We start from the raw sequence: 22,638 nt of genomic DNA, 5'->3' as shown, positions 1-22,638 counted from the left end.
ATATTAACGCACTATAATAACGGCATACCTTTTAGCCGTAACTAAATAATAAATAAGTCTCTTATTAAGAGAAAGCGAGGATGCAAATGCTCACCAAGGATCCGGTGAACTTAAATTACCCCCCACTATTTGAACAACCACATAATGAGCCTGAAAATTCAGAGCCTGTGGTTACATTCTCTTATTTAAGTCGTGCTCAGCTTTGCAAACTTCCTAAAGTGTTGCAAAGGCAACTGCAAGACAACCTGTTTGGTGCGCTAGATAAACACCAAGCTGCGCGATTACGCGACGACACTCGGTGCCAATATTGGGCTAAAGACAAAGAGTGGAAAAAGGTACCATATTCTCTGTTTAAGCAAGCTAGTACACGCCTAGCTGTTTACCCAAAACAAACTCAAGCACCAACAAAGTACTCGGGCGCGGTTAATAATGGTTCAATTACATCATCGCAAACAGCGTTGCAAAACAATACTTTTATAAATAACACAGTAATGACGCCAAGCACTTCTGCATTTATAAACAGCCAATCAGCTGCGCAAAATAGTCCGCAATTTATAAATCAGCAAAGTTATAACCAAAAACCTAAAAAAGCAGCGCAACCTATACAACAGCATGCGCCCGCTGTACGTATTTATAAGCCAGAGCTAAACAGCACAATGCTACTAAAAGCGTCTCACACTGTTAGGCAAAATTTTACAACCCATGTACTTAGCGCCGCCGAAACCGTAGAGCAACTCGCACAGCAATATACCGGCTATAAAAATGCCAATTTAATTTACGATTACAACTTAGGCTATAGCGAGCGAAAACCTGCTAAAGCAGGCACAAGCTTAACAGTACCCAGTGGTTGGAAACTCAATATAGAAGGCTCATGCAGTAACAGTCGCAGTGTAGTTATTCAGTGGCAAGGGCCAACAAGTGGTCAAATAACACTACAACTAGAAAAAAAACGCCCAGACGAAGTCTCGTTTTGGCAGCACTACGCTGAGGTAAAACCGGGTCTTTATAATGTTACGGTAACGGCCAGTGGCGCAACCGACACCACCACATTTACTGTTGAACAACCCACTTTAGCCTACGAAATAGAACTACTCGACGAAGCTGGCGAACCACAAGCTAATATGGGCTACAAAATACGCCTACGCAACGGCCACATTATTACCGGGCAACTTGATCAAAACGGTTATGCCAACGTATCAGGCCCCGACTTTGAAAACGCTAAAGTCAGCTTTTTTGAACTCGACAGCGAAGATTGGTCTGTAGGCAAAGTTTAAGGATACACAATGACCCAACAACACACTGTAGCTCAAGGTGAAACGCTATTGCGCATAGCAAAGCAATACGGCTACCAAACATCTAAAGCGCTTTACAACCACCCAAGCAATGCAGAGTTTAAAGCCCTACGCCCAGACCCAAACTTAATTTACCCGGGCGATAAAATTACGATTCCGCCTAAAAAAGAAAAGTTTATACCGCTGCGCACCAACAGTATTAACAGCTTTGTTGTACAAAACGAAAAAGAGTACTTTCGTCTGCAAGTATCGTACGACGACGGCGATGACGTAGTCGGTAAACGCGTAGTACTTAATATTGGTAACCAAACAATAGATACCGTATTGCAAAGTGATGGGCTTATCGAAGTAGAGCTTAATAGTAACGACGCCCTAACCGGCACAGTCGATTTATACCTAAATGAAGGCGATACCACACCAACTAAAAGCTTTAACGTGCAAATAGGCAATCTAGATCCAATAGACACGCTTTCAGGTGTGCAAGGCCGGTGCAATATGCTTGGGTTTGATTGTGGTACGGTTGATGGTGTTATGGGTAAAAAAACTCGCATTGGTGTAAAGGAATTTCAGTACGAGCACGATCTCGACATAGACGGCATACCAGGCCCTAAAACCAAAGCAAAACTACAACAAGTATTTGGGAGTTAGTATGAGTGCCTCGCACAGTATGGCAATGGTAGTAAATAACATAAACCCGTTAACTCTGGTTAAGCCTGCTTTTGTATTTATGTATCAGGTTGATCCAAATACGCCAAAGTACGATAAAGAGCAGCTTATACTTATAAATAAACAACATAGCTGGCAACAGGTACAGTCTATAGCCAGTGTAAGGCTCGATTCTACCTGGGTAAAAATAAAATTTACTGATATCCCTCAAAGTGGCAATTTTGATTTAATGCAAGACCCAAATGATGGTCAGCCAGCTTATTATATTTTCGACAATGTCCCATTCAGTGAGCTTCACGACCAAACGCCAGAAACCGTTTTAATGGCAGAAATAGTAGAAGAGTAAGTGCAAGCACTTTATTTTAATAACACAAGTTTTAATGAATGCACTTATTTATATTACCTCGTAAATAAGTGCATGTAGTAAAAGGATAGTTTTAATGACATTTTTAAAAAATCACAGCATGCTTTGCGCTCTCAGCGTTTGTTTTAGCTTACTGCTAAGCGGTTGCTCAGAGCCCTCATCGCAAAGTTCACCACAAGCAGAGGTTGATGTTGCTAAATACCCATGGGCTAAAGAGCACAAAAACCACCCAGAGTGGCCACTCGAAATACGCGAAGAGGTGTACGGAGATGCAGATACATTTTCAACCCCGCGGTTAATGTTTTGGAATAAATATAAAGGCAGTGAAGTGCGCACACTGTGGTCATCACGGTTAGATGGTTCAGACAGGCGCCGTATTATTCCAGAAGAGGTATTTCAAAAGCTTGAATCTATTAGTATACATGCACCAGCACGCTCACCAGATAACCGCTATATCGCTATTTCGGGCTATATAAATGACCGAGCGACTCGCCAGTTATACGATACTAAAGAGAAAAAGCTAATCACCATGTCAAGCGGTGGCGGCTACCCGTGGTTTAATTGGACCTCAGACAGTGAAAACGTCATTTTTTACTCAGATGGCAAAAACTTTAATTACCATGTACCTACAGGGGAACTCACCTCTCGACCGCAAATTCACCACAGTGGCGCTGCTTTTTTACTGCCTGGTGATAAAGAGTTTTTAGCGGTAAAGCACGATGGCTTTTGGATACATAAGTTTAATGGTGAAGTAGTGCGTAAAGTGAACTTTGGTTTTCCGAGAGCATGGGAAATGAAAAACCACCGTATTTCACCAGACGGCAAGTATTTAGCGTTTATGACGTATGGTAGAGAAGATTTTCACTTCCACTGGGTGAATATTGCAAACCCTGAAATAGAGCACTCAGAAAAAGGGGAGGGTGGTGGAGTGATATTTTCATTGGACGAAAATGTCACGCTTAAATTTGGTTTTAACCCGATGGGCGAGGTTGATGAGCTTGGTAGACCTGTTACTTATAGCATTATCACTAGAGCCAATATTTTAACGAGAGAGAAACGTATTACGCGTACTAAAGAAATGAATATTTGGGGCCTTAACGTTTTAGCACCTATCGCTATTACCAACCAAAAAGCACAGAGTAACTAATTATGCATGATATTAGCAAAGGATCTGCAAGCCCATTGGTTTATTTACTAACTGGATATGTTAAACATAATAAACCGATTGGCAAATTAACGCCGGTAGCAAACCGAATTGTTATTGCTGAACAGCCAAAGTCAGCCACTTATAATACAAAAAAGCCTATTGTGTTAAAAACGAATAAAGCCGGTATTTTATCGACAATAAATAGTGACTCATTAGAAGTACGTCAGCCGTTTCATGCCTACATGGCTAATAATCAACGGCCTATTATTATTCCGCCAATGGAGTCCATTGGCCTCATTGCCAATAATAACCCTAGAGGATGGGCTAAAGAATTTGTTGATAATTTAAAAAATTACAGTAGCTCAAATACACCGTTATTAGAGTTACAAACAATCCCTATTACCAATTTAAAACAGCCTACAGAAAATAGCGAAGACGACACTTACAATAAGTGGTATGAAAGGGAAATAATTCAAAAAAACGTAAAGAGTATTCAAGCGTATGTGTTGGCAAAAACGAGGGCTGTTGTATTAAGTATTAACCCAAACATCCCGCTTCTTTCTCCGGGTGAAAATATTGTTTTGTCGTCGCCTATAGGTAGAGATATACCAGCTACTTTCGTCACTGAAACTAACTTAGCGGTGATAACCGGTACTAACAAGATACTACCCAAAGGGTTGTATAGAGTAAAAATAAGGCTTCAGCGGAATACCTATGAGGCCAATATTGCAAGCTGGTGTACTAAATCTATTAAATTTGACGGCACACATTATTACTATGAACTTGCCGAAATGATCCACTTTGATATAAAAAATGAGGCAGGTGAGTTTGATGTAATTAACTGCGATCCGCTTTCGGTTGAAGAGGCAATAATAAAGCAATTTCCTCGCTTTTATAGCCACTTAATAAGTTATGCAAAAGATTTAAAAACCGAGCATGCTACCTATGACCCTAAAAATATTAGTATTAAAGATGAAAACGGTAAAGAGGTTGGTCGCGCAAAAGTTAGTGATGAACCAATAAAAATAGCCAGCGGCTTTGAGAGCTTTTGCCATGGATGGGCGGTGGCTAAAGGCCGTGCACAATTAGCCGCAGGGTTAATAAATACCGATATAACAGCCAGTGCCAGTAACGGTAATTTTACCACTAATGGTAAGTTTGTTTTAGGGAGTAAAATTGCTAAAGCAATACATACTCATTTAAACGAAACAGAAGATAAAACTATTCAAGCAACGCTAGATTCCGTGTTTGCTATGCAAGATGGTCAGGATGCTTGGAAAAAGCTACGTGAAGCTCGCGCAGCCTTTACAACCGATGCTTGGCGGCAAGCACTTGCAGAAAATTTGTGGCGCTTACCAGCTAACACTCCAGCAGCAATGGAAAGCTATAATAAAAGTTTAGGTAAAAAGCTCGGCATTCCTAAGGTGGCAATGGATGCAGCAGGTAATGCACTCAATATAGCTGACTTAACCACAAATATTGCAGCACTTGGGCAAACTACGTTGCAGCAATTTGGTACAAATATCCCTAATTTAGCGCAAGCTAAACGGCACTATAAAACGGTTGCTAACGATTACTTTGAGCATTTAAGTGCCAAAGAAATTGTAAAAGATGTCGTAATTGAAGGAACGTTTTCGCTTAATAGCGAGCAAGTAACCGATGATTACCGCAATACTATTTTGCAGCAAAGCGAGGCCGTTATAAAAGCGCTTAAGCAAAATGAGAACCTTAAAGTAACCGTGGCAGGCCACACCTGCGATATAGGTAATTACGATTATAATATTGCGTTATCTGAGCGACGAGCAGAGGCTGTTAAGCACATTTTAGTGACCCAAGCAGGCATTGATGAAGCGCGTATTGAAGTGCTTGGGCTGGGTTATGCTCAACCACTTATAAATAATAAAGATGAGGCAAGCCGAGCACAAAACCGCCGTGTACATATTGCGGCGTATGCTATTAGCCAAATAAATGTTTGCCCATCTCGTGAAGGTATGGACAGTTTAGAGCGCTTTCGTAATTTAACCGTAGCCAATGATATAAAAGTAGATGAAACAGGCGACGATATGGCGTGGCAAATGATTAACATTGCTCTGGGTGTTATGGCATTTATCCCAATAACAGCTCCCATTGCCGCGGCAGTAGCGGTAATAAAAGCGGGTGGCGCTATTGCTACGTCGGCTGCGAATTTAATGGATGAAGCACTCCTCGATAACGCCTGTAAACAATTCTACGCAGAAATTCAGCGAGATAAACGCCTAGGCCAGGAGTGTGCAGCTAATCAAGGTATGATGCATGAGCTATTAAGTGAATATAATAAAGACGGAAAAACGCAGCAAAGTACACAATGGGCAGCTCAATTTAGGCTGCGCTCAGAGGCAATATCGGGCCTTATGGGATTGCTACTAAGGGCTCAGCGTGAAGGTGATAAAAGCCAATATTATTCAAATTTAGAACGCTATAAAGTAAAACAATACATAGAAAACTTTTTATTAGGTGATAGCTGGGCACTGCCTAATTTGCCCGGTGCATCAATTAGGATGGATACATTTTGGGTATTTTTAATTGATAGCATTACCAATCAAAAGCAAAGTAAAAATGGTGATAAAAAAGCACTTTACGGCTTTAGTGATAACTACAGCTTGCTAGATAAAGCGACACGTAAAGCCGTAGTTACAGATCCTGAAAACACGCTTTATTTGCAATCGCAATCTAACCCGTATGGTTTTTATATGATGACGGTGCCGACAGTAGCGCGTGAGCATAATTATATTACGGCTGAATTTCAAAATTACTTCCCCATTCACACATTTGCTACGCAAGAAAAAGAAGGCAATAAATACCTCGAAAGCTTTGCAAACACATTTGAACCAGTATTTTCTGACTATGGTGAGGCGAGCTATCATCACAGCGCTATATATTATCAAGACCAGACTTCAAAAAAATGGTTGCCAATTATTGCCAATAAACTAAAGCGGCTAACGCCATTCACCCCGATTCGTGTTCTCGTTGTGTTTAACGATACGATGACCGGTATTGCCCCTATTACCTTGAAAGTAACGCGCTGTGATGGCGTAAATAACGAGCTTGCTTATAAAGAGCTAGTAAGGCCGCTTGTAGAGTCTGAGCTATTAAATAATGAAAAGCACTTTGCCGGAAAGTTTGGTTGTGTATTTACACCATTTTTTCAGTTGGGGCCAAAAACGTATTTAGGTACCAAGCCTATGGTGCACGAAGAAGCTTTTTACTCGATTATAAACGACTCTGCAGTTGAATATTATCAAGATGACAATTTCTCTGATATGCGTTATTTCATTGGTGCGCAAGTTGGCAGTAGCCGTGAAGTTGTATTGCCACTAATGGGGGAGCGTAAAGATAATAGTGATGAGATGATTTTTGAGTCTGACACTGCTGAGGTCCTCTATGCCTTAGGCATAAAAAATAAGTTTGTGGCGAATGAGTTTTATGTTGATTTAAATACAAAGCGTAACGGTGGTAATGAAGAGTCACTATTAATAAAAGATTTTTTAACGAGCAGTAGCTCAAGCTTTGTATATCCAGAGCTTTTTGCTGGGGAAAAAAGCATTAGAATTTTGGTGCGCTTTGGTGGTGAGGGTAAACCTTATTTAATAACCAGTAAAATACAAAGGCAAGGGCAATTTATTCGTTTATTTGAGAGTGAATTTGCTGCCGCACAAAGTTTAGGGTTTAAAGTACGCCAGTTTGGCGATGACATAATATTTGATGACTTTGATTGGAATACCCAAGTCGATATTATGGTTGTAGCCACCTGTACAGAGCTAGAGTCTGATAATTATACAAAAAAACTCATTGGTTTAGATTGGCGTAGTGTGCCATGTGATTTAATACTGCAGCAAACTATTGGTATTAATGATCAAGGCCCGAAGTATAAGTCAAAACTTTGCTATTTAGGCAAAGCTACACGTAATGCAAATAAAGGTTATAAAACAGAGCGTATTTTAAATAAAATGGTGGATACGTGGCATGACGATGACTATCAATTTGAGGATAAGTGGTATGACAACCAGTGCCAAATTGATGAGCAGGTAGGCCCAGAGTATGAAGAGTTAATTGAATTATTGAATAACGCAGGCCCTTATAACGAAAAAGGTAAACAGGCTCGAGCGCTGCTTAATTGGCATAATAAAGACGCTGAAGCATTTGCCGGTGAAGAGCAGGTTTTTGTTTTTGCGGCAAATTTTAGTTTGAAATATGAGTCGCCAAAGCGTGTTGAAGTAAACGGCTTAAGGCCTTTTGGAGACATATTTACAAGCCAATTTAGTGATATGTTTACTGACAAAGAGGACAGGCAATATACGATGGAGCTAGGTATTGCTAGCTTTAACTCGGCGGGAAATTCGGGCTTTAATTTTAATGATATCGGTTCGATGACTGATAAAATTAGCAACCATGGCTTGCAGTTAAAGTTACCACTACCGAACCCTACAAATAGCAATTTACCTTGGGGTAAAACATTACCAGAAGCTGATTTAAAAGAATTAGCCGCTGAGCTAAATAGCGATCATTCAACCCCATCACAAAAAGACCTATATAAGCGCTTGTCAGAGGAAGGGTTGACTGAAGATGAAGTGAAACAGTGGTTTGTTGAAGATGCTACAAAGAAGAAAGTAAGGCCGCTAGGAGCTTTTAAAAGCGAATAAATTTATTCGTAATTTAAGTAGTCACCACTAACATAACTGAGCGCAACAGCGCAATTATAGCAAGAATAAAAAGCTCATGAATATGAGCTTTTTATTTATTAGGGTATGGGCATAGTGTGCAGATTGGCTCAGTACTTTAACTGCTTAAAAGGATTTTAATAATGACGTTTTTAAAAAATCACAGCGTGCTTTGCGTCCTCTGCGTTTGTTTTAGCTTATTGCTAAGCGGTTGCTCAGAGCCATCATCGCAAAGTACAAAAAACACAACAGCCGTTGACGTTTCTAAATACCCATGGGTTAAAGAGCACAAAAACCATCCAGAGTGGCCACTTGAAATACGCGAAGAGGTGTATGGTGATGCAGATACATTTTCAACCCCGCGGTTAATGTTTTGGAATAAATATAAATACAGTGCAGTGCGCACGCTGTGGTCATCACGGTTAGATGGCTCAGACAGGCGCCGTATTATTCCAGAAGAGGTATTTCAAAAGCTTGAATCTATTAGTATTCATGCACCAGCACGCTCACCAGATAACCGTTATATTGCTATTTCGGGCTATATAAATGACCGAGCGACTCGCCAGTTATACGATACCAAAGAGAAAAAACTCATTACCATGTCAAGCGGGGGCGGCTACCCTTGGTTTAACTGGACCTCAGACAGTGAAAACGTCATTTTTTACTCAGATGGTAAAAATTTTAACTACAATGTACCAACAGGGGAACTAACCTCTCGGCCGCAAATTCACCACAGTGGCGCTGCTTTTTTACTCCCAGGTGATAAAGAGTTTTTAGCTGTAAAGCACGATGGCTTTTGGATACATAAGTTTAATGGTGAAGTAGTGCGTAAAGTGAACTTTGGTTTTCCGAGGAAATGGGAGATGCTGGACCACCGTATCTCACCGGATGGAAAATACTTAGCGTTTATGACTCATATTAGACCAAAAGCGCATTTTCATTGGGTGAATATTGCCAATCCTGAAATAGAGCATTCAGAGAAAGGTATGGGCAGCAATGTAATTTTTTCACTTGATAAAGACGTTACCCTCAAATTTGGCTATAACGATTTTAAAAGGCCAACTAGTCGGGATGAAGTGCCTGACATATACAGTATTATGACTAAAACGAATATTTTAACAGGTGAAAAAAAATCACACGCGTAAAGGAAATGGGTATTTGGGGTCTTGATACTTTAGGTCCAATAGCGATTACAAATGTAGCAGCGCAGGGGTTGTAACCATACATGCCTTTCTCTAAATAAAAGCCAAAAAGGATTTTGATAATGACGTTTATAAAAAATCACAGCGTGCTTTGCGCCCTCTGCGTTTGTTTTAGCTTATTGCTAAGCGGTTGCTCAGAGCCCTCATCGCAAAGTTCACCACAAGTAGAAGTTGATGTTGCTAAATACCCATGGGCTAAAGAGCATAAAAACCATCCAGAGTGGCCACTAGAAATACGTGAAGAGGTGTATGGCGATGCAGATACATTTTCAACCCCGCGGCTAATGTTTTGGAATAAATATAAATACAGTGAAGTACGCACGCTGTGGTCATCACGGTTAGATGGCTCAGACAGGCGCCGTATTATTCCAGAAGAAATTTTTACCCAACTGGAGCCTGCGGGATTGCATCCACCAGCACGCTTACCAGATAACCGTTATATTGCTATTTCGGGTTATATAAATGACCGAGCGACTCGCCAGTTATACGACACCAAAGAGAAAAAGCTAATTACTATGTCAGGCGGGGGTGGCTACCCTTGGTTTAACTGGACCTCAGACAGTGAAAACGTCATTTTTTACTCAGATGGCAAACACTTTAATTACCATGTACCAACAGGGGAACTCATCTCTCGACCGCAAATTCATCATAGCGGCGCTGCTTTTTTACTGCCTGGTGATAAAGAGTTTTTAGCGATAAAGCACGATGGCTTTTGGATACATAAGTTTAATGGTGAAATAGTACGCAAAGTTAATTTTGGTTTTCCGAAAGCGTGGGAGATGAAAAACCACCGTATTTCACCTGATGGGAAGTATTTAGCATTTATGACTCATTCAAGGCCAAAAGCACATTTTCATTGGGTGAATATTGCTAACCCGGAAATAAAGAACTCAGAAATAGGAGAAGGTAATGGCGTTATTTTCTCTGATAAAGAAGATTATCAGCTGGAATATACCAATCGCAATTTGCCTGAGCGTAATGAGAAAGGGTGGTTCCTTTCCGAGCGTATTATAAGAATAATAAACATAGTGACAGGCGAACAATCAGAAGCATTAGAAAAAGAGAATAATATTTGGGGTATGGGCTCAATATACCCTATAGCAATTACTAATTCGGCAATGCAAGGAAGTTAATATGCATGAACTAAGCAAAGGATCTGCAAGCCCAATAGTTTACTTATTAACAGAATACTTTGAACAGAATGAATCGATTCTATTGATATGCAAGTAGGCTCAATATAGCTCAAATCACTTTGACTATTTTGTCGATAAAGTGAGTAATGGCACTTTTTAATTATTAAACATGGGATTACTTTATAAGCCCAGATAAAAATAATAAAACTTATCTAATCGGAGATCACTTTAAAGCCGATTTGATTATGGTGGCAAGAAGCGTGTTTGGTATTTTTAATCTTGTTATTTAAGGTTTATTGGTTTTTATTTTCTTTATGATTATGTTTTAAAGGTGTTTTGTGGAATTTTTATGCTTGCTTCCATGGCTTTGTAATGTTAAAAATAGGCTTCACTGAACACACACATAAGAAAACAAGATGCATATTATTCGTTTAATTACACTAAAACTTAACCTCTTACTGCTATGGCAAGTAAGCGGGGATTAGTGTGTTTGCATCGAGTTGAACACTAAAAAACCCCGCAATTGCGGGGTTTTTTTTATCTCGCGGCTGGGATTAATTGAAATTTGGGTAACATAGGAATGAGGGGCAGTTATGCAAGAGCAAGATAAAGTATGGATTTTTGATACCACCTTACGTGATGGCGAACAGGCACTTAAAGCAAGCCTTACTGAAGATGATAAAATTCAATTAGCACATACAATTAGCCGCTTGAATGTGGATGTGATGGAAGTAGGCTTTCCGGTTTCGAGCCCTGCTGATTTTCGCTCGGTGCAACGTATTGCAACCGAAGTAAAAGGTCCTATTATTTGTGGTTTAGCACGCTCAGTTGCTAAAGACATTGAAGCCTGTGGCGAAGCTCTTCGCACAGCTCAGCAAAGCCGTATTCATACTTTTATTGCTACAAGCCCTTTGCACCTTGAACATAAATTACGTATGAGCCTAGACGATGCAACGGCCATGGCTGTTAAATCAATTAAATTGGCACGTAACTATACTGATGATGTTGAGTTTTCGTGTGAAGATGCCGGTCGTACGCCGCACTGGGATTTATGTAAAATTGTTGAGCAGGCAATTAATGCCGGAGCTTCAACTATTAACTTGCCAGACACCGTTGGTTTTGTAACGCCAGACGAATACGCCGCGATGATCCGCCATTTAATGAATAACGTGCCAAATATTGATAAAGCGCGCTTAAGCGTGCATTGCCACAATGATTTAGGTTTAGCAGTAGCAAACTCGGTAGCCGCAGTGCAAGCCGGTGCGCGCCAAATTGAGTGTACTATTAATGGCATTGGTGAGCGTGCTGGTAACTGCTCGCTTGAAGAAGTGGCGATGATCATGAAAATGCGCCACGACCACTTAAAAGTATACACCGATATTAAAAGTGAAGAAATTTACCGCGCATCTCGTCAAGTGGCTAAAATTTGTAATATGCCAGTACAACCAAATAAAGCGATTGTTGGCGAAAACGCCTTTGCGCATAGTTCTGGCATTCACCAAGACGGTGTATTAAAAGCGCAAAATACGTATGAGATTATGTCGCCAGAAAGCGTTGGTGTGCCAAGTAACCAATTAAATATGACTTCGCGTTCGGGTCGTCATGTTATTGAGCATCGCCTAGAAGAGTTAGGCTATCAAAAATCTGATTACGATATGGATGGCTTATACAAAAGCTTTATTGAGTTGGCTGACCAAAAAGGCACCGTATACGATTACGACCTTGAGGCGATGATTTACTTTAATCAAATTAACGACAAAGACGAAAAATACCAATTAGAATTTGTTAACTCAGCCTCTAACTCACAATCAGTAGCAAGCTCTACCATTGGAATGCGTATTGATGGCGAAGCTAAACAAGAAGCGGCGACAGGTAATGGTCCAGTTGAAGCCTCGTTTGCAGCTATTGAGCGTTTAACCGGTATGAGCGTTGAAATGATTGAATATAACTTAGAAGCAACAGGCCAAGGTGCAAGCTCATTAGGCCAAGTAAATATTATAGCTAAATACGATGGCCGACCTTACCACGGTGCGGGCATTGCAGCGGATGTGGTTGAAGCGTCGGTACGCGCCATGATCCGTGTTTATAACTTAATTTATCGTGCACAAAAAGTGTCTGATTTAAAACAACAAAGGAAAGCAGGATGAGTAAAACAAACTACAGCGTTGCAGTATTAGCTGGCGACGGTATTGGTCCAGAAGTAATGGCAGCAGCAGAGCAAGTACTTGATGCTGTGAGCAATAAGTTTGGTTTTACCCTAAACCGTCAGCATCATGCTATTGGTGGCGCAGCCATTGATGAATTTGGTGAAGCATTACCAGAGAGCACGCTTACTGCATGTGAAAACTCAGACGCTATTTTATTTGGTTCGGTAGGCGGTCCTAAATGGGAAAACTTACCACCAAACGAGCAGCCTGAGCGCGCATCGTTATTGCCGCTTCGTAAGCACTTTGGTTTGTTTTGTAATTTACGCCCTGCACAGTTATTACCTGCATTAAGTGCAGCGTCGCCACTTCGCGCTGATATTAGTGAAAAAGGTTTTGATATTTTGTGCGTGCGCGAACTAACTGGCGGCATTTATTTTGGTGAAAAAGGTCGCAGTGGTGAAGGCGCAGAAGAGTTTGCATTTGATACGCAAACATACTCACGAAAAGAAATCGAACGTATTGCACGCTTTGCTTTTGAAGCGGCAAAACTACGTAGTAACCACGTTACCTCTGTTGATAAAGCCAATGTATTAGCATCAAGCGTATTATGGCGCGAAGTAGTAACTGAAGTTAGTAAAGACTACCCAGAAGTAAGCTTAGATTACATTTACGTAGATAACGCGGCTATGCAGTTAGTTAAACAGCCTAGCCAGTTTGACGTACTACTTTGCGATAACTTATTTGGTGATATTTTGTCAGATGAGTGCGCTATGATCACAGGCTCAATGGGCTTATTACCATCGGCAAGCTTGAATCAATCGGGTTTTGGATTGTACGAGCCAGCAGGCGGCTCAGCGCCAGACATTGCAGGTAAAGGCGTTGCAAATCCAATAGCACAAATTTTAAGTGCCGCATTAATGTTACGTTACTCGCTAGGGCAAGACGAAGCGGCTCGCACGATTGAAAAAGCAGTAGCAGAAGCCGTAGAAGCAGGCGTTGGCACTCCAGATATATATCCAAATGCAGGTTACAGCACAAGCGATGTAGCAGCAGCCATCGTTTCACGCATTTAATAACATAGTAAAGTTGCAGCACCGTTATGCTGCAACTCAAACAGATTAGGGAATTAGCAAGTGGCCCAAACGTTATACGAAAAAATTTGGCAAGCACACACCGTTGCCAGCATAAACGAGCAAACCGACTTACTTTATATTGACCGCCATTTAGTGCACGAGGTGACTTCTCCGCAGGCTTTTGCAGGTCTACGTGAAAAAAACCGTACTGTACGTTGCCCAGAAAAAACCTTTGCAACGATGGATCATAACGTATCGACTAAAAGCCGATCACTTGATGCCGCAAGCGAAGTATCTAAAAACCAATTAATGGCGCTTGATAAAAACTGTAAAGAGTTTGGTATTGTACTTTACGATTTAAACTCAATTAACCAAGGCATTGTCCATGTAATGGGCCCAGAGCAAGGCATTACTTTGCCAGGCACAACCATTGTATGTGGCGATAGCCATACTTCTACACATGGTGCGTTTGGCGCATTAGCGCATGGTATTGGTACGTCTGAGGTTGAGCACGTATTAGCAACGCAAACGCTACAGCAAAAAAAGGCGAAATCGTTAAAAATTCAAATTAACGGTGTATTGCGTCCAACGGTTACGGCTAAAGATTTAATTATGGCGGTAATTGGCAAGTTAGGTACCGCTGGTGGCACAGGTTATGTAGCAGAGTTTTGTGGTGCAGGCATTGAAGCGCTTTCAATGGAAGCCCGTATGACGCTATGTAATATGAGCATAGAAATGGGTGCAAAAGCGGGTTTAATTGCATCTGACCAAATTACTTATGATTACTTAAAAGGTCGTCCGTTTGCACCAAAAGGCGCAGATTTTGATGCAGCCGTTGAATATTGGGAAACATTAAAAACAGATGAAGGCGCACACTTTGATTTAGTTGTTGAGCTAAATGCTGACGACATTCAACCGCAAATTACCTGGGGCACAAGCCCAGAGCAAGTAATTGGTGTTGATGAGTGCATACCCGATCCAGATAAAGAGCCAGATTTAATTAAAGCCGATGCTATTCGCAGCGCACTTAAATACATGGACTTAAAAGCGGGCGATAAATTATCAAGCGCGAAAGTAGACACGGTATTTATTGGCTCATGTACAAATAGCCGCATTGAAGACTTGCGCGCTGCTGCAAAAATTGTAGAAGGCAAACAGGTTGTAGCCGGCATAGAGGCGTTAATTGTACCGGGCTCTGGCTTAGTTAAAAAACAAGCCGAAGACGAAGGCTTAGCTGATATTTTTAAAGCCGCTGGCTTTGAATGGCGCGAACCGGGTTGTTCTATGTGTTTAGCGATGAACGATGACCGCCTAGGAGCAGGCAAGCGTTGTGCATCTACTTCTAACCGTAACTTTGAGGGTCGCCAAGGTCGTGGTGGGCGTACCCATTTAGTTAGTCCCGCAATGGCGGCAGCCGCTGCAATACATGGTCACTTTGTTGATATTAGAGGAGAAGCCTAATGAGCGTATTTTTTAGTGGCTTAATGGCCCCACTTGATAAAAACAATGTAGATACTGACCAAATTATCCCTAAGCAGTTTTTAACATCAACTAGCCGCGAAGGCTTTGATGCGGCATTGTTTTATGATTGGCGTTACCTAGATAACGACGAGCCAAACCCTGACTTTATTTTAAACCGCCCATGCTACCAAGGCGCGCAAATATTATTAACGCGCGACAACTTTGGTTGTGGCTCATCTCGTGAGCACGCGCCATGGGCGCTGAAGCAATATGGCTTTGAAGTTATTTTAGCTGAAAGCTTTGCAGATATTTTCTTTAATAACTGTGGTAACAACCAAATGTTAGCCATAGCGTTACCTGCCGACACGCTTGAGCAACTGTTTGTACTTAGCGAGCAGCACGACGATATTAACATTGAAATCGACCTTGAAAATCAAACACTAACAAGCAGTAAGTTTGCACCAATTAGTTTTGATATTAGTAAAGAGGTAAAAGAACGTTTGTTAAGTGGTTTAGACTTTATTGGTGTAACCGAAACGCTAAACCCACAAATTGATGCGTTTGAAAAACAACTAGCGACTGAGCGTTCTTGGCAGTAATTGCTTAACCGTGTGTATTAAAAATCACGTATTAAAAAGCACGGCAATTGCCGTGCTTTTTTGTGGGTAAATATGAGATGTAATAGCTAAAGGTTAATGCCTAAAGTCAGCCATTAACGCAGGTATACCGGGTAACATGCCTACAATTGCCATTACAGTGGTAAGTAACACAAACATAATAAGTGGAATCACCCAGCGGCTCATTTTAGTTAGCTCAGCGCTGCGCTCTTTACAGCCAATCAGCCCTAAGTTATCAAGTAACATAGTAAGTGACCAACCAAAAGCAGGATTAACCAAGGTCGAAGCAAACACCACAATAGCGGCGGATTGCGTCGTTTTACCTTCGCGCGTCATTTCCATGCCAGCTTCAAGTAGCGGGATAAACACCCCAACAATAAGCGCTACACACAATACAGGCTGCCAAATTGCTAAATCCATAGGGTAACCCCATAAACCAGCAATAATACAAAATAATGCAGTTAAAATAGCGCCAGCAGGGATAGGGCGTTTAGCAATAGCGGCAGGCACAATATAAGTACCCCAAGAGGACGCAAAGTTAGCACCACCGGCAAGTGAGCCAAATGTTTGTCTAACCGATGCGCTCAGCATGGTGTCGTCGATATTCATTTGTACTTTTTCAGTACGTTGCGGATAGCTTATTTTTTGAAATACTTGATGACCTAAAAAATCTGGCGACCACATGGCAACGGCAAGCACTGCAAACGGGAGTACAACAACAAAGCTTTCAAGTGTTGGTAAACCTAGCATCCAGCCCGTGTTTTCACCCCACCAGTAAGCTGGGTTCATATTTGGTAAACCCGGTGCAGTATGAAACTCAAACGGTGCACCTAAGGCAAAGGCAACCACACCACCAATAAGGCAGCTTAACGGCACTGCTAACCAACGTTTTTTAAAGTGCTCTAATAGCGCATACAATAAAATGGTGGCTAAAATAACAATAAATGCAATGTGTGCCATATCAATGGCTTCCGCCCAAGCAAACAGCTTTTTAACTTGCGAAATAGTACCAATAAAGCCTAAATAAATGAGCAGCCCGCCACATACACCTTTACTGGTTAGGCGCGCGAGCATACTTCCTCCCTTGGTTATGGCTAAAATAAAACCAAAGGCACCAATGAGTAAGCCAAACGCCATAGGGTGACCGCCAGCAGCAACAACAATAGGAATTAACGGAATAAGCGGGCCGTGAGTACCAGCCAAGTTGGCTGTTGGTAAAATAAAGCCTGAGAATAAGATGATAAAAATAGAAACAATGAGTAATTCGTAACGTACATTTTCTAAAACAAATGCATCGCTTAAACCAAGAGGCGCCGCAAAGGTTGCTGCAATAGCCCCCACCATAACGACTTTACCAATAGTGCCCGCCATTGCTGGAATGGTGTCTTCAAATTCAAATCGGTAATCTCTAAACGGTAAATTAGGACGCCAGCGCTTAGGCTGCATAATTTGTAATTCATGTTCGAGATACTCGTCGCGAGTATTAAACTCTGAACTCGGCTTGTGAAGTTGCTCGTAGCTTTGAGCATCCTTGTGCGTGTTTGATGGTGCATCACCGGGTGGTGTAGTTTGCATGCGTTCTCCTGCAACATTGTTGCTTAATCAAATAAATACGGCTTTTGTTAAAGCAAATGAATATTGAACATGCAGGGTAAATCAGCTCTTAGGCTGGGATGTATAGGCAAAAGGTCGTGCATGGTTGTTTTTAATACAGTTAATCTGACAATCAGCTTTACGTTAAAAATTATAAAACTACACAAAATGATTTAAAGTTATTACAAATCAATAGCTTGGTTTTTATTTCAAGGAGTTTGATCACTGTTTATAGCGGGAAATAGTGTTAATGGCAGGTTATTATCCTTTAGTCTTAGTGGCTGTAAAAGCCGCTTTGTTTGAAAAGCTTATTGGTAGCAGCCGTTAATTTCGTTTTATTTGTGGTGAAATAATACTTCTGTTACTTTCGGATTGTTAATAACAACAATAAAGAATAGAGATGCAACTCAACTCCCCTAAATCAATTGGTATTTTACTTGGTACGCTTTACGGCATATTTATGCGGCTGTTTGTAGAGCTAGTCAATGCTTACAATTTAGGTAGCTTAGTCTCTATATCATTTATGTTTTTAGTGCCCGTTGCAATTGGTTATATTCGTGTTCATTTTGAATTTAAAAGCACAGAAACATTAACTAAAAGGCAAATGATCACGATTGCTTGGCAGCCTATTTTTGTTTTTTTATTTGTAAGTGTAATTACTTTGCTTGAAGGGAGCATTTGTGTGGCAATGGCTTTGCCTGCTTTTATGTTTTTTGCCAGCATTGGTGGGTTACTTGCGGGCTTTGTTAGAAAACGTAAAATAAAAAAAGCGAATAGTTCTTTATTATCAATCGCGTTATTACCTATATTGCTCTCACCTATTGAAGTTAACTTTTTACATTTATCAAAAACATACGAAGTAACAAATTCAATAGCTATTAACGCGCCCATCAATGTTGTGTGGCAGCAGTTAGCTAATGTGAGTGACATAAAACCACAGGAAGTGCCTTTTTCACTCACTCAATTAATTGGTGTACCAAAGCCATTAAAGGCAAGTATGAATGCTAGCGGTATAGGCGCTGTTCGCACAAGTACTTGGCAAAAAGGCGTTGTGTTTAAAGAAGTAATAACCGACTGGCAACCAAATAAACAGATGCATTATAGATTTGATATAGACCCAGATGCTATCCCCGATGACGCACTCGATAAACACGTAAAACTAGGCGGTGAATACTTTTCACCTCTTTACGGTGGATATGAGTTAAGTGAAGATAAAAGCGGCAATACGATTTTAACGTTAAAAACGACCGTGCAAGATAATACAAATTTTGGTGTTTATTCGCGAATATGGGGTGAGGTGATATTTCAAGATTTTCATCATTCACTTTTAACGTTGATGAAAAACAGAGCTGAAAAATCACTTATCGTAACTGTTTATTATAATTAGCTTAAACCATCATATTTTTAAAAAATATTACACGCTAAAAGGTAAAGCCTTTGCATTTGCAAAGGCTTTTGTTTTAACTGCTAACTTTTACCAAATCATTTCTACAAATTCAGGGTGGTCGATATACGGGTTACGATTACCTTGAAATTCAAACGCTGCTTGGTTACGGTCAAGTTCCATTTGGCTTACAGGATCGCTGTTATGCCAGTTAAGCAGCATGGCTACAACCCAGTTCTCGAATACTTGGTTGCTTGAACCATTAAGTACAGCATTACTTGAGGTCGTTTTGGTTTGCCAAGTGCCTATTACATTTTCGTAGCGCGTTGCCATGTAAAAATAAGCGCGAGCAAAGTCACCTTTAAATTCGTCAATTGGCTCAAATACAGTACCTGAGTAATTTAATGAATTTGCGGCAGAACCTAATTTACTTCCGTTAGTTGATGTAAATGAAGCGCTTGCTACTTCACCAAATGGGAAGTTACTACGTTTTGAGTTTACATAACCGTCGGTTGCGTAAATATGATGCACATCTGAGTTCATTGGCTCAATAGTGCCGCCAAACCAGCTTTTAGGAAATGAATGCTCACGGTTGTAACAGCCGCCTTCTCCACTATAGTTACCACATTGATCGCTCACCGCAGCATAATTGTAGCTATCTGAGCCGTTTGGTTTTTCGCTATACATATCTAAAATGCTGTTATCGTTTTCAAAGTATGTATCACGTGCAGATGAATCGTAAAAATTCCAAATAGCCGAGTAACCCTGTGCATTATGATCTTTAATAATATTATAAAGCTCAGTTTTTAGTGAATAGCCCGATAGCCCTTGAGCTGTACCATAGTAGCCAGTGGGTGTTGGGTTGGTCCCGCCGCCATCACCAGAGCCACTACTTAAAGTAAATGCCGTGCTGTCTGTATTATTAAAACTTGCACCGCTAGCAAGTGTGGTAGAGCCTTGCTTAAGCGCATAACTGCCATTACCTGTTGAACAACACATGCCATCGCCGTAGCTGTCGTTAATAACAAGTGTGTAAGTTCCATCAGTTAGGCATATTTGCTCATCATACTGAGTGTTTGATGCGTAACCACTGCCGTTAGCAACAGCGCTACCTTGATTGTTATTAACGGCCCAGCTAGTTTCGCTACCGTAATTATCGGTATTAAGCGTTAAGGTAAGGCTATTGTCGGTACAGCTTGTTGATGCGCTGCCATCAGCGTTTGGTAAAAAGTTATCTACGTATACGGTTTCGCTGCCATCAAATCCACTTACATCATAAAACCTAAGCCCTACGCTAATTGTTTTATCACTACTTGCTGTATAGCTATGGCTAACTGTTTGCCATTGGTTAGTTTGTGCTTGATTTGAATAGCCTTGATAACCATCTACATACAAGCGAGCTTTAATTTTACCTTCGGTGTGGTAAACATCAGCCGAAAAGTTATAGGTTTTACCTGCTTCTACAGCAACTTGTTGTAGTAAATCAGTGTTACTTTGCGACCCTGTAGTTACATTTACAGCAGCAGAGCTACTGCCACTTTTAACTGTGCTGGTTGAGCGAGATAAAGCAATTCCGCTATCTATCGTAGTCCATGCATCAGGTGTATTACCTGACCATTGTTCAAATCCGCCATTAGCTACATTGGCCATTACAGGTAATGAGCCAAGTAACAATGCGGTACTAAGTAGTTTATTTTTATATTTCCCGTGTAACATAGTTGTTCCTATTTTTATTTTGAATGAGGAATATACCCTACATTAGTTAGGTTACAAAATTGTTAATTTAAAGTGCTGTAAAAGGCAATAATTGCCCTTTAATCTGTTTTTGAAGGTATTTTTATAAATTAATAACTAAATGGAATATCAAAGCAGATTCTATTCTTTTTTTATCTATGCAGAGCCCGTTATCCTACATACTTAGAAAACCTCAACAGATACGCTCTGGATGAGGTAAAACTCATTTTTAACAATACACAAAGTGTGTTGTGTTTAATTTTCAGGGTTATGGGGAATCGATTCATGTTGTTAGGTCAACTAAATGCTGCGGCAAGCCCGCTATCGCAAGATCAAGTACAAAAGCTGCAAGGTTTAGTGGCTGAACTTAATCCAATTCAACAAGCATGGGTAAGTGGTTACTTAGCTGCAAATGCTAATTCGGCTGCGTTAGGTGCCCCTACGGCAGGCGTACCGGCTGCGGGTGATGCAGCAGCGCTAACTATTTTATATGGTTCGCAAACAGGTAACGCAAAAGGTGTAGCTACCAAAATGAAAGAGCAGGCTGAGTCGCGAGGCTTAGCAGTTAAGCTTGTTAGCATGTCAGATTACAAACCAACAGCCCTGAAAAAAGAAAAGTTTTTAACTATCGTTGTATCTACTTACGGCGAAGGTGAGCCACCTGAAGACGCAGAAACACTTCACGAATTTTTAGCCACTAAAAAAGCGCCAAAACTAGAAGATGTAAAAATAGCGGTTATTGGCTTAGGTGATTCTAGCTATGAGTTTTTCTGCCAAACAGCAAAAGATTTTGAAGAACGTTTAAATAAACTCGGTGCACAAACCATATATCAACGTGCTGATTTAGATGTAGATTACGAAGATGAAGCTGCAACATGGATTGCCGGTGCAGTTGATGCATTTGAACCTGATTTAAAAGCGCAGCAAGAAGCCGCTGGTGGTCAAGTTGTATCAATGCCATTTGGAGCACCAACGACCGCTTCAAGCCAATACACAAAGCAAAATCCATTTGAAGCAGAGCTATTAACAGTTCAAAAAATTACCGGTCGCGACTCAACTAAAGATGTACGCCACGTTGAAATTTCGCTTGAAGGTTCAGACATTACTTACACACCTGGTGATTCATTAGGTGTGTACTTTTTAAATGATGATGTATTAGTTGATGAAGTACTTACACTTACTCAAATAGATGCAACAAGCATTGTAAAAGTAGGTGATGAAGAGCTAAGCGTACGCGGCGCACTTATTGAAAAACTAGAGCTGACTCAGTCATACCCTGGTTTTGTAGAAAAATACGCAATAGCAACTGGTACGCCTGAATTATTAAAGCTTGTAGAAGATAAAGCCGCAATGCGTGCGTATATTGAACCTCGCCAAATATTTGATGTAATTCGCCAAAACCCTGCAAAAATTGATGCGCAAACATTAGTAGACTGCCTACGTAAACTACAAGCTCGTTTGTACTCAATTGCATCTAGCCAAGCTGAGGTTGAAGACGAAGTACATTTAACACTAGGTCTAGTGCAATTTGATGCATTTGATAGCGAGCATTTAGGTGGTTGTACTGGTTACTTAACTCGTCGTGCAGAAGAAGGTTGTAAAGTTAAAGTATTTAGCGAACACAACGACAATTTCCGCCTACCCACTAACGATGATACACCTGTGATTATGGTTGGTCCTGGTACGGGTATTGCGCCGTTTCGTGCATTTTTACAAGAACGTGATTCGCGTGAAGCGCAAGGCAAAAACTGGTTGTTTTTTGGTAACCCACATTTCACTCAAGACTTTTTATACCAAGTAGAAATACAGGGTTATTTAAAATCGGGTTTACTTAACAAAGTAGATGTTGCATTTAGCCGTGACCAAGCAGAAAAAGTATATGTGCAAGATAAGTTACGCAGTAACAGTAAAGACGTGTTTGAATGGTTAGAAGCTGGCGCTCACTTTTATATTTGTGGCGATGCAAATCGCATGGCAAAAGATGTACACAACGCCTTGCTTGATATTGTTAAAGAAAACACAGGCAAGAGCAATGAAGACGCAGAGCAATATTTAAAAGATTTGCGTAGCGCAAACCGCTATCAGAAAGACGTGTATTAATCACGTTTCTTATTTTATTTAACAGCTA

At 40.7% G+C, this 22,638-nt stretch carries 14 protein-coding genes and 1 pseudogene; 13 read left to right on the top strand and 2 right to left on the bottom strand.

From position 1 onward, the window contains the following. The first annotated feature begins 86 nt into the window (after positions 1-86). The 11 genes and pseudogenes from AAEY62_RS06850 (at position 87) to leuD (ending at position 15,781) form a co-directional block, all read left to right on the top strand. Positions 87-1,274, top strand: coding sequence for a hypothetical protein (locus AAEY62_RS06850; protein ID WP_231388426.1), 1,188 nt, complete (start codon positions 87-89; stop codon positions 1,272-1,274). A gap of 9 nt (positions 1,275-1,283) precedes the next feature. Then, a complete protein-coding gene (locus AAEY62_RS06845; RefSeq protein ID WP_024589511.1) occupies positions 1,284-1,940 on the top strand; it encodes a PGRP and LysM peptidoglycan-binding domain-containing protein in 657 nt (218 codons plus the stop codon). A gap of 1 nt (position 1,941) precedes the next feature. Further along, on the top strand, positions 1,942-2,304 hold the full coding sequence (locus tag AAEY62_RS06840; protein WP_024589512.1) for a hypothetical protein: 363 nt from the start codon (positions 1,942-1,944) through the stop codon (positions 2,302-2,304). 94 nt (positions 2,305-2,398) lie between these two features. Further along, on the top strand, positions 2,399-3,469 hold the full coding sequence (locus AAEY62_RS06835; RefSeq protein ID WP_024589513.1) for a TolB-like translocation protein: 1,071 nt from the start codon (positions 2,399-2,401) through the stop codon (positions 3,467-3,469). 2 nt (positions 3,470-3,471) lie between these two features. Further along, on the top strand, positions 3,472-8,148 hold the full coding sequence (locus AAEY62_RS06830) for an OmpA family protein (protein WP_024589514.1): 4,677 nt from the start codon (positions 3,472-3,474) through the stop codon (positions 8,146-8,148). 161 nt (positions 8,149-8,309) lie between these two features. Continuing rightward, positions 8,310-9,385: pseudogene (locus AAEY62_RS06825) on the top strand (TolB-like translocation protein). Positions 9,386-9,430: 45 nt separating this feature from the next. Further along, positions 9,431-10,501: a hypothetical protein gene (locus tag AAEY62_RS06820; RefSeq protein WP_350634744.1), complete on the top strand. Its 1,071-nt coding sequence runs from the start codon at positions 9,431-9,433 to the stop codon at positions 10,499-10,501. 593 nt (positions 10,502-11,094) lie between these two features. Continuing rightward, positions 11,095-12,648 carry a 2-isopropylmalate synthase gene (leuA, locus tag AAEY62_RS06815; RefSeq protein ID WP_008171909.1) on the top strand — a complete coding sequence of 518 codons (1,554 nt, stop codon included), beginning with the start codon at positions 11,095-11,097 and terminating at the stop codon, positions 12,646-12,648. Further along, a complete protein-coding gene (leuB, locus tag AAEY62_RS06810; RefSeq protein ID WP_024589517.1) occupies positions 12,645-13,721 on the top strand; it encodes a 3-isopropylmalate dehydrogenase in 1,077 nt (358 codons plus the stop codon). Before leuA ends, leuB begins: the two co-directional genes overlap by 4 nt. Positions 13,722-13,781: 60 nt before the next feature. Further along, positions 13,782-15,182: a 3-isopropylmalate dehydratase large subunit gene (gene leuC / locus AAEY62_RS06805; RefSeq protein ID WP_024589518.1), complete on the top strand. Its 1,401-nt coding sequence runs from the start codon at positions 13,782-13,784 to the stop codon at positions 15,180-15,182. Further along, on the top strand, positions 15,182-15,781 hold the full coding sequence (gene leuD / locus AAEY62_RS06800; protein WP_010555450.1) for a 3-isopropylmalate dehydratase small subunit: 600 nt from the start codon (positions 15,182-15,184) through the stop codon (positions 15,779-15,781). The genes leuC and leuD overlap by 1 nt, the downstream gene beginning before the upstream one ends. A gap of 93 nt (positions 15,782-15,874) precedes the next feature. Here the strand turns inward: leuD and AAEY62_RS06795 are convergent, their stop codons facing one another. Then, on the bottom strand, positions 15,875-17,374 hold the full coding sequence (locus AAEY62_RS06795; RefSeq protein WP_007582201.1) for a DUF3360 family protein: 1,500 nt from the start codon (positions 17,372-17,374) through the stop codon (positions 15,875-15,877). Positions 17,375-17,792: 418 nt separating this feature from the next. Here AAEY62_RS06795 and AAEY62_RS06790 point away from each other — a divergent pair, with 418 nt between their 5' ends. Continuing rightward, positions 17,793-18,779 carry an SRPBCC family protein gene (locus AAEY62_RS06790; RefSeq protein ID WP_024589520.1) on the top strand — a complete coding sequence of 329 codons (987 nt, stop codon included), beginning with the start codon at positions 17,793-17,795 and terminating at the stop codon, positions 18,777-18,779. Between the two features lie 87 nt (positions 18,780-18,866). Here the strand turns inward: AAEY62_RS06790 and AAEY62_RS06785 are convergent, their stop codons facing one another. Next, positions 18,867-20,492 carry an endonuclease gene (locus tag AAEY62_RS06785; protein WP_350634743.1) on the bottom strand — a complete coding sequence of 542 codons (1,626 nt, stop codon included), beginning with the start codon at positions 20,490-20,492 and terminating at the stop codon, positions 18,867-18,869. Positions 20,493-20,795: 303 nt separating this feature from the next. Between AAEY62_RS06785 and AAEY62_RS06780 the strand changes: the two genes are divergently transcribed. Next, positions 20,796-22,610 carry an assimilatory sulfite reductase (NADPH) flavoprotein subunit gene (locus AAEY62_RS06780; protein ID WP_350634742.1) on the top strand — a complete coding sequence of 605 codons (1,815 nt, stop codon included), beginning with the start codon at positions 20,796-20,798 and terminating at the stop codon, positions 22,608-22,610. The last annotated feature ends 28 nt before the right edge of the window (positions 22,611-22,638 follow it).

This window comes from Pseudoalteromonas sp. GW168-MNA-CIBAN-0100, from assembly GCF_040309225.1.
GTDB lineage: Bacteria > Pseudomonadota > Gammaproteobacteria > Enterobacterales > Alteromonadaceae > Pseudoalteromonas > Pseudoalteromonas arctica.
The sequence above is the reverse complement of the archived record's forward strand: the minus strand, read 5'-3'. Positions and strand labels throughout refer to the sequence as shown.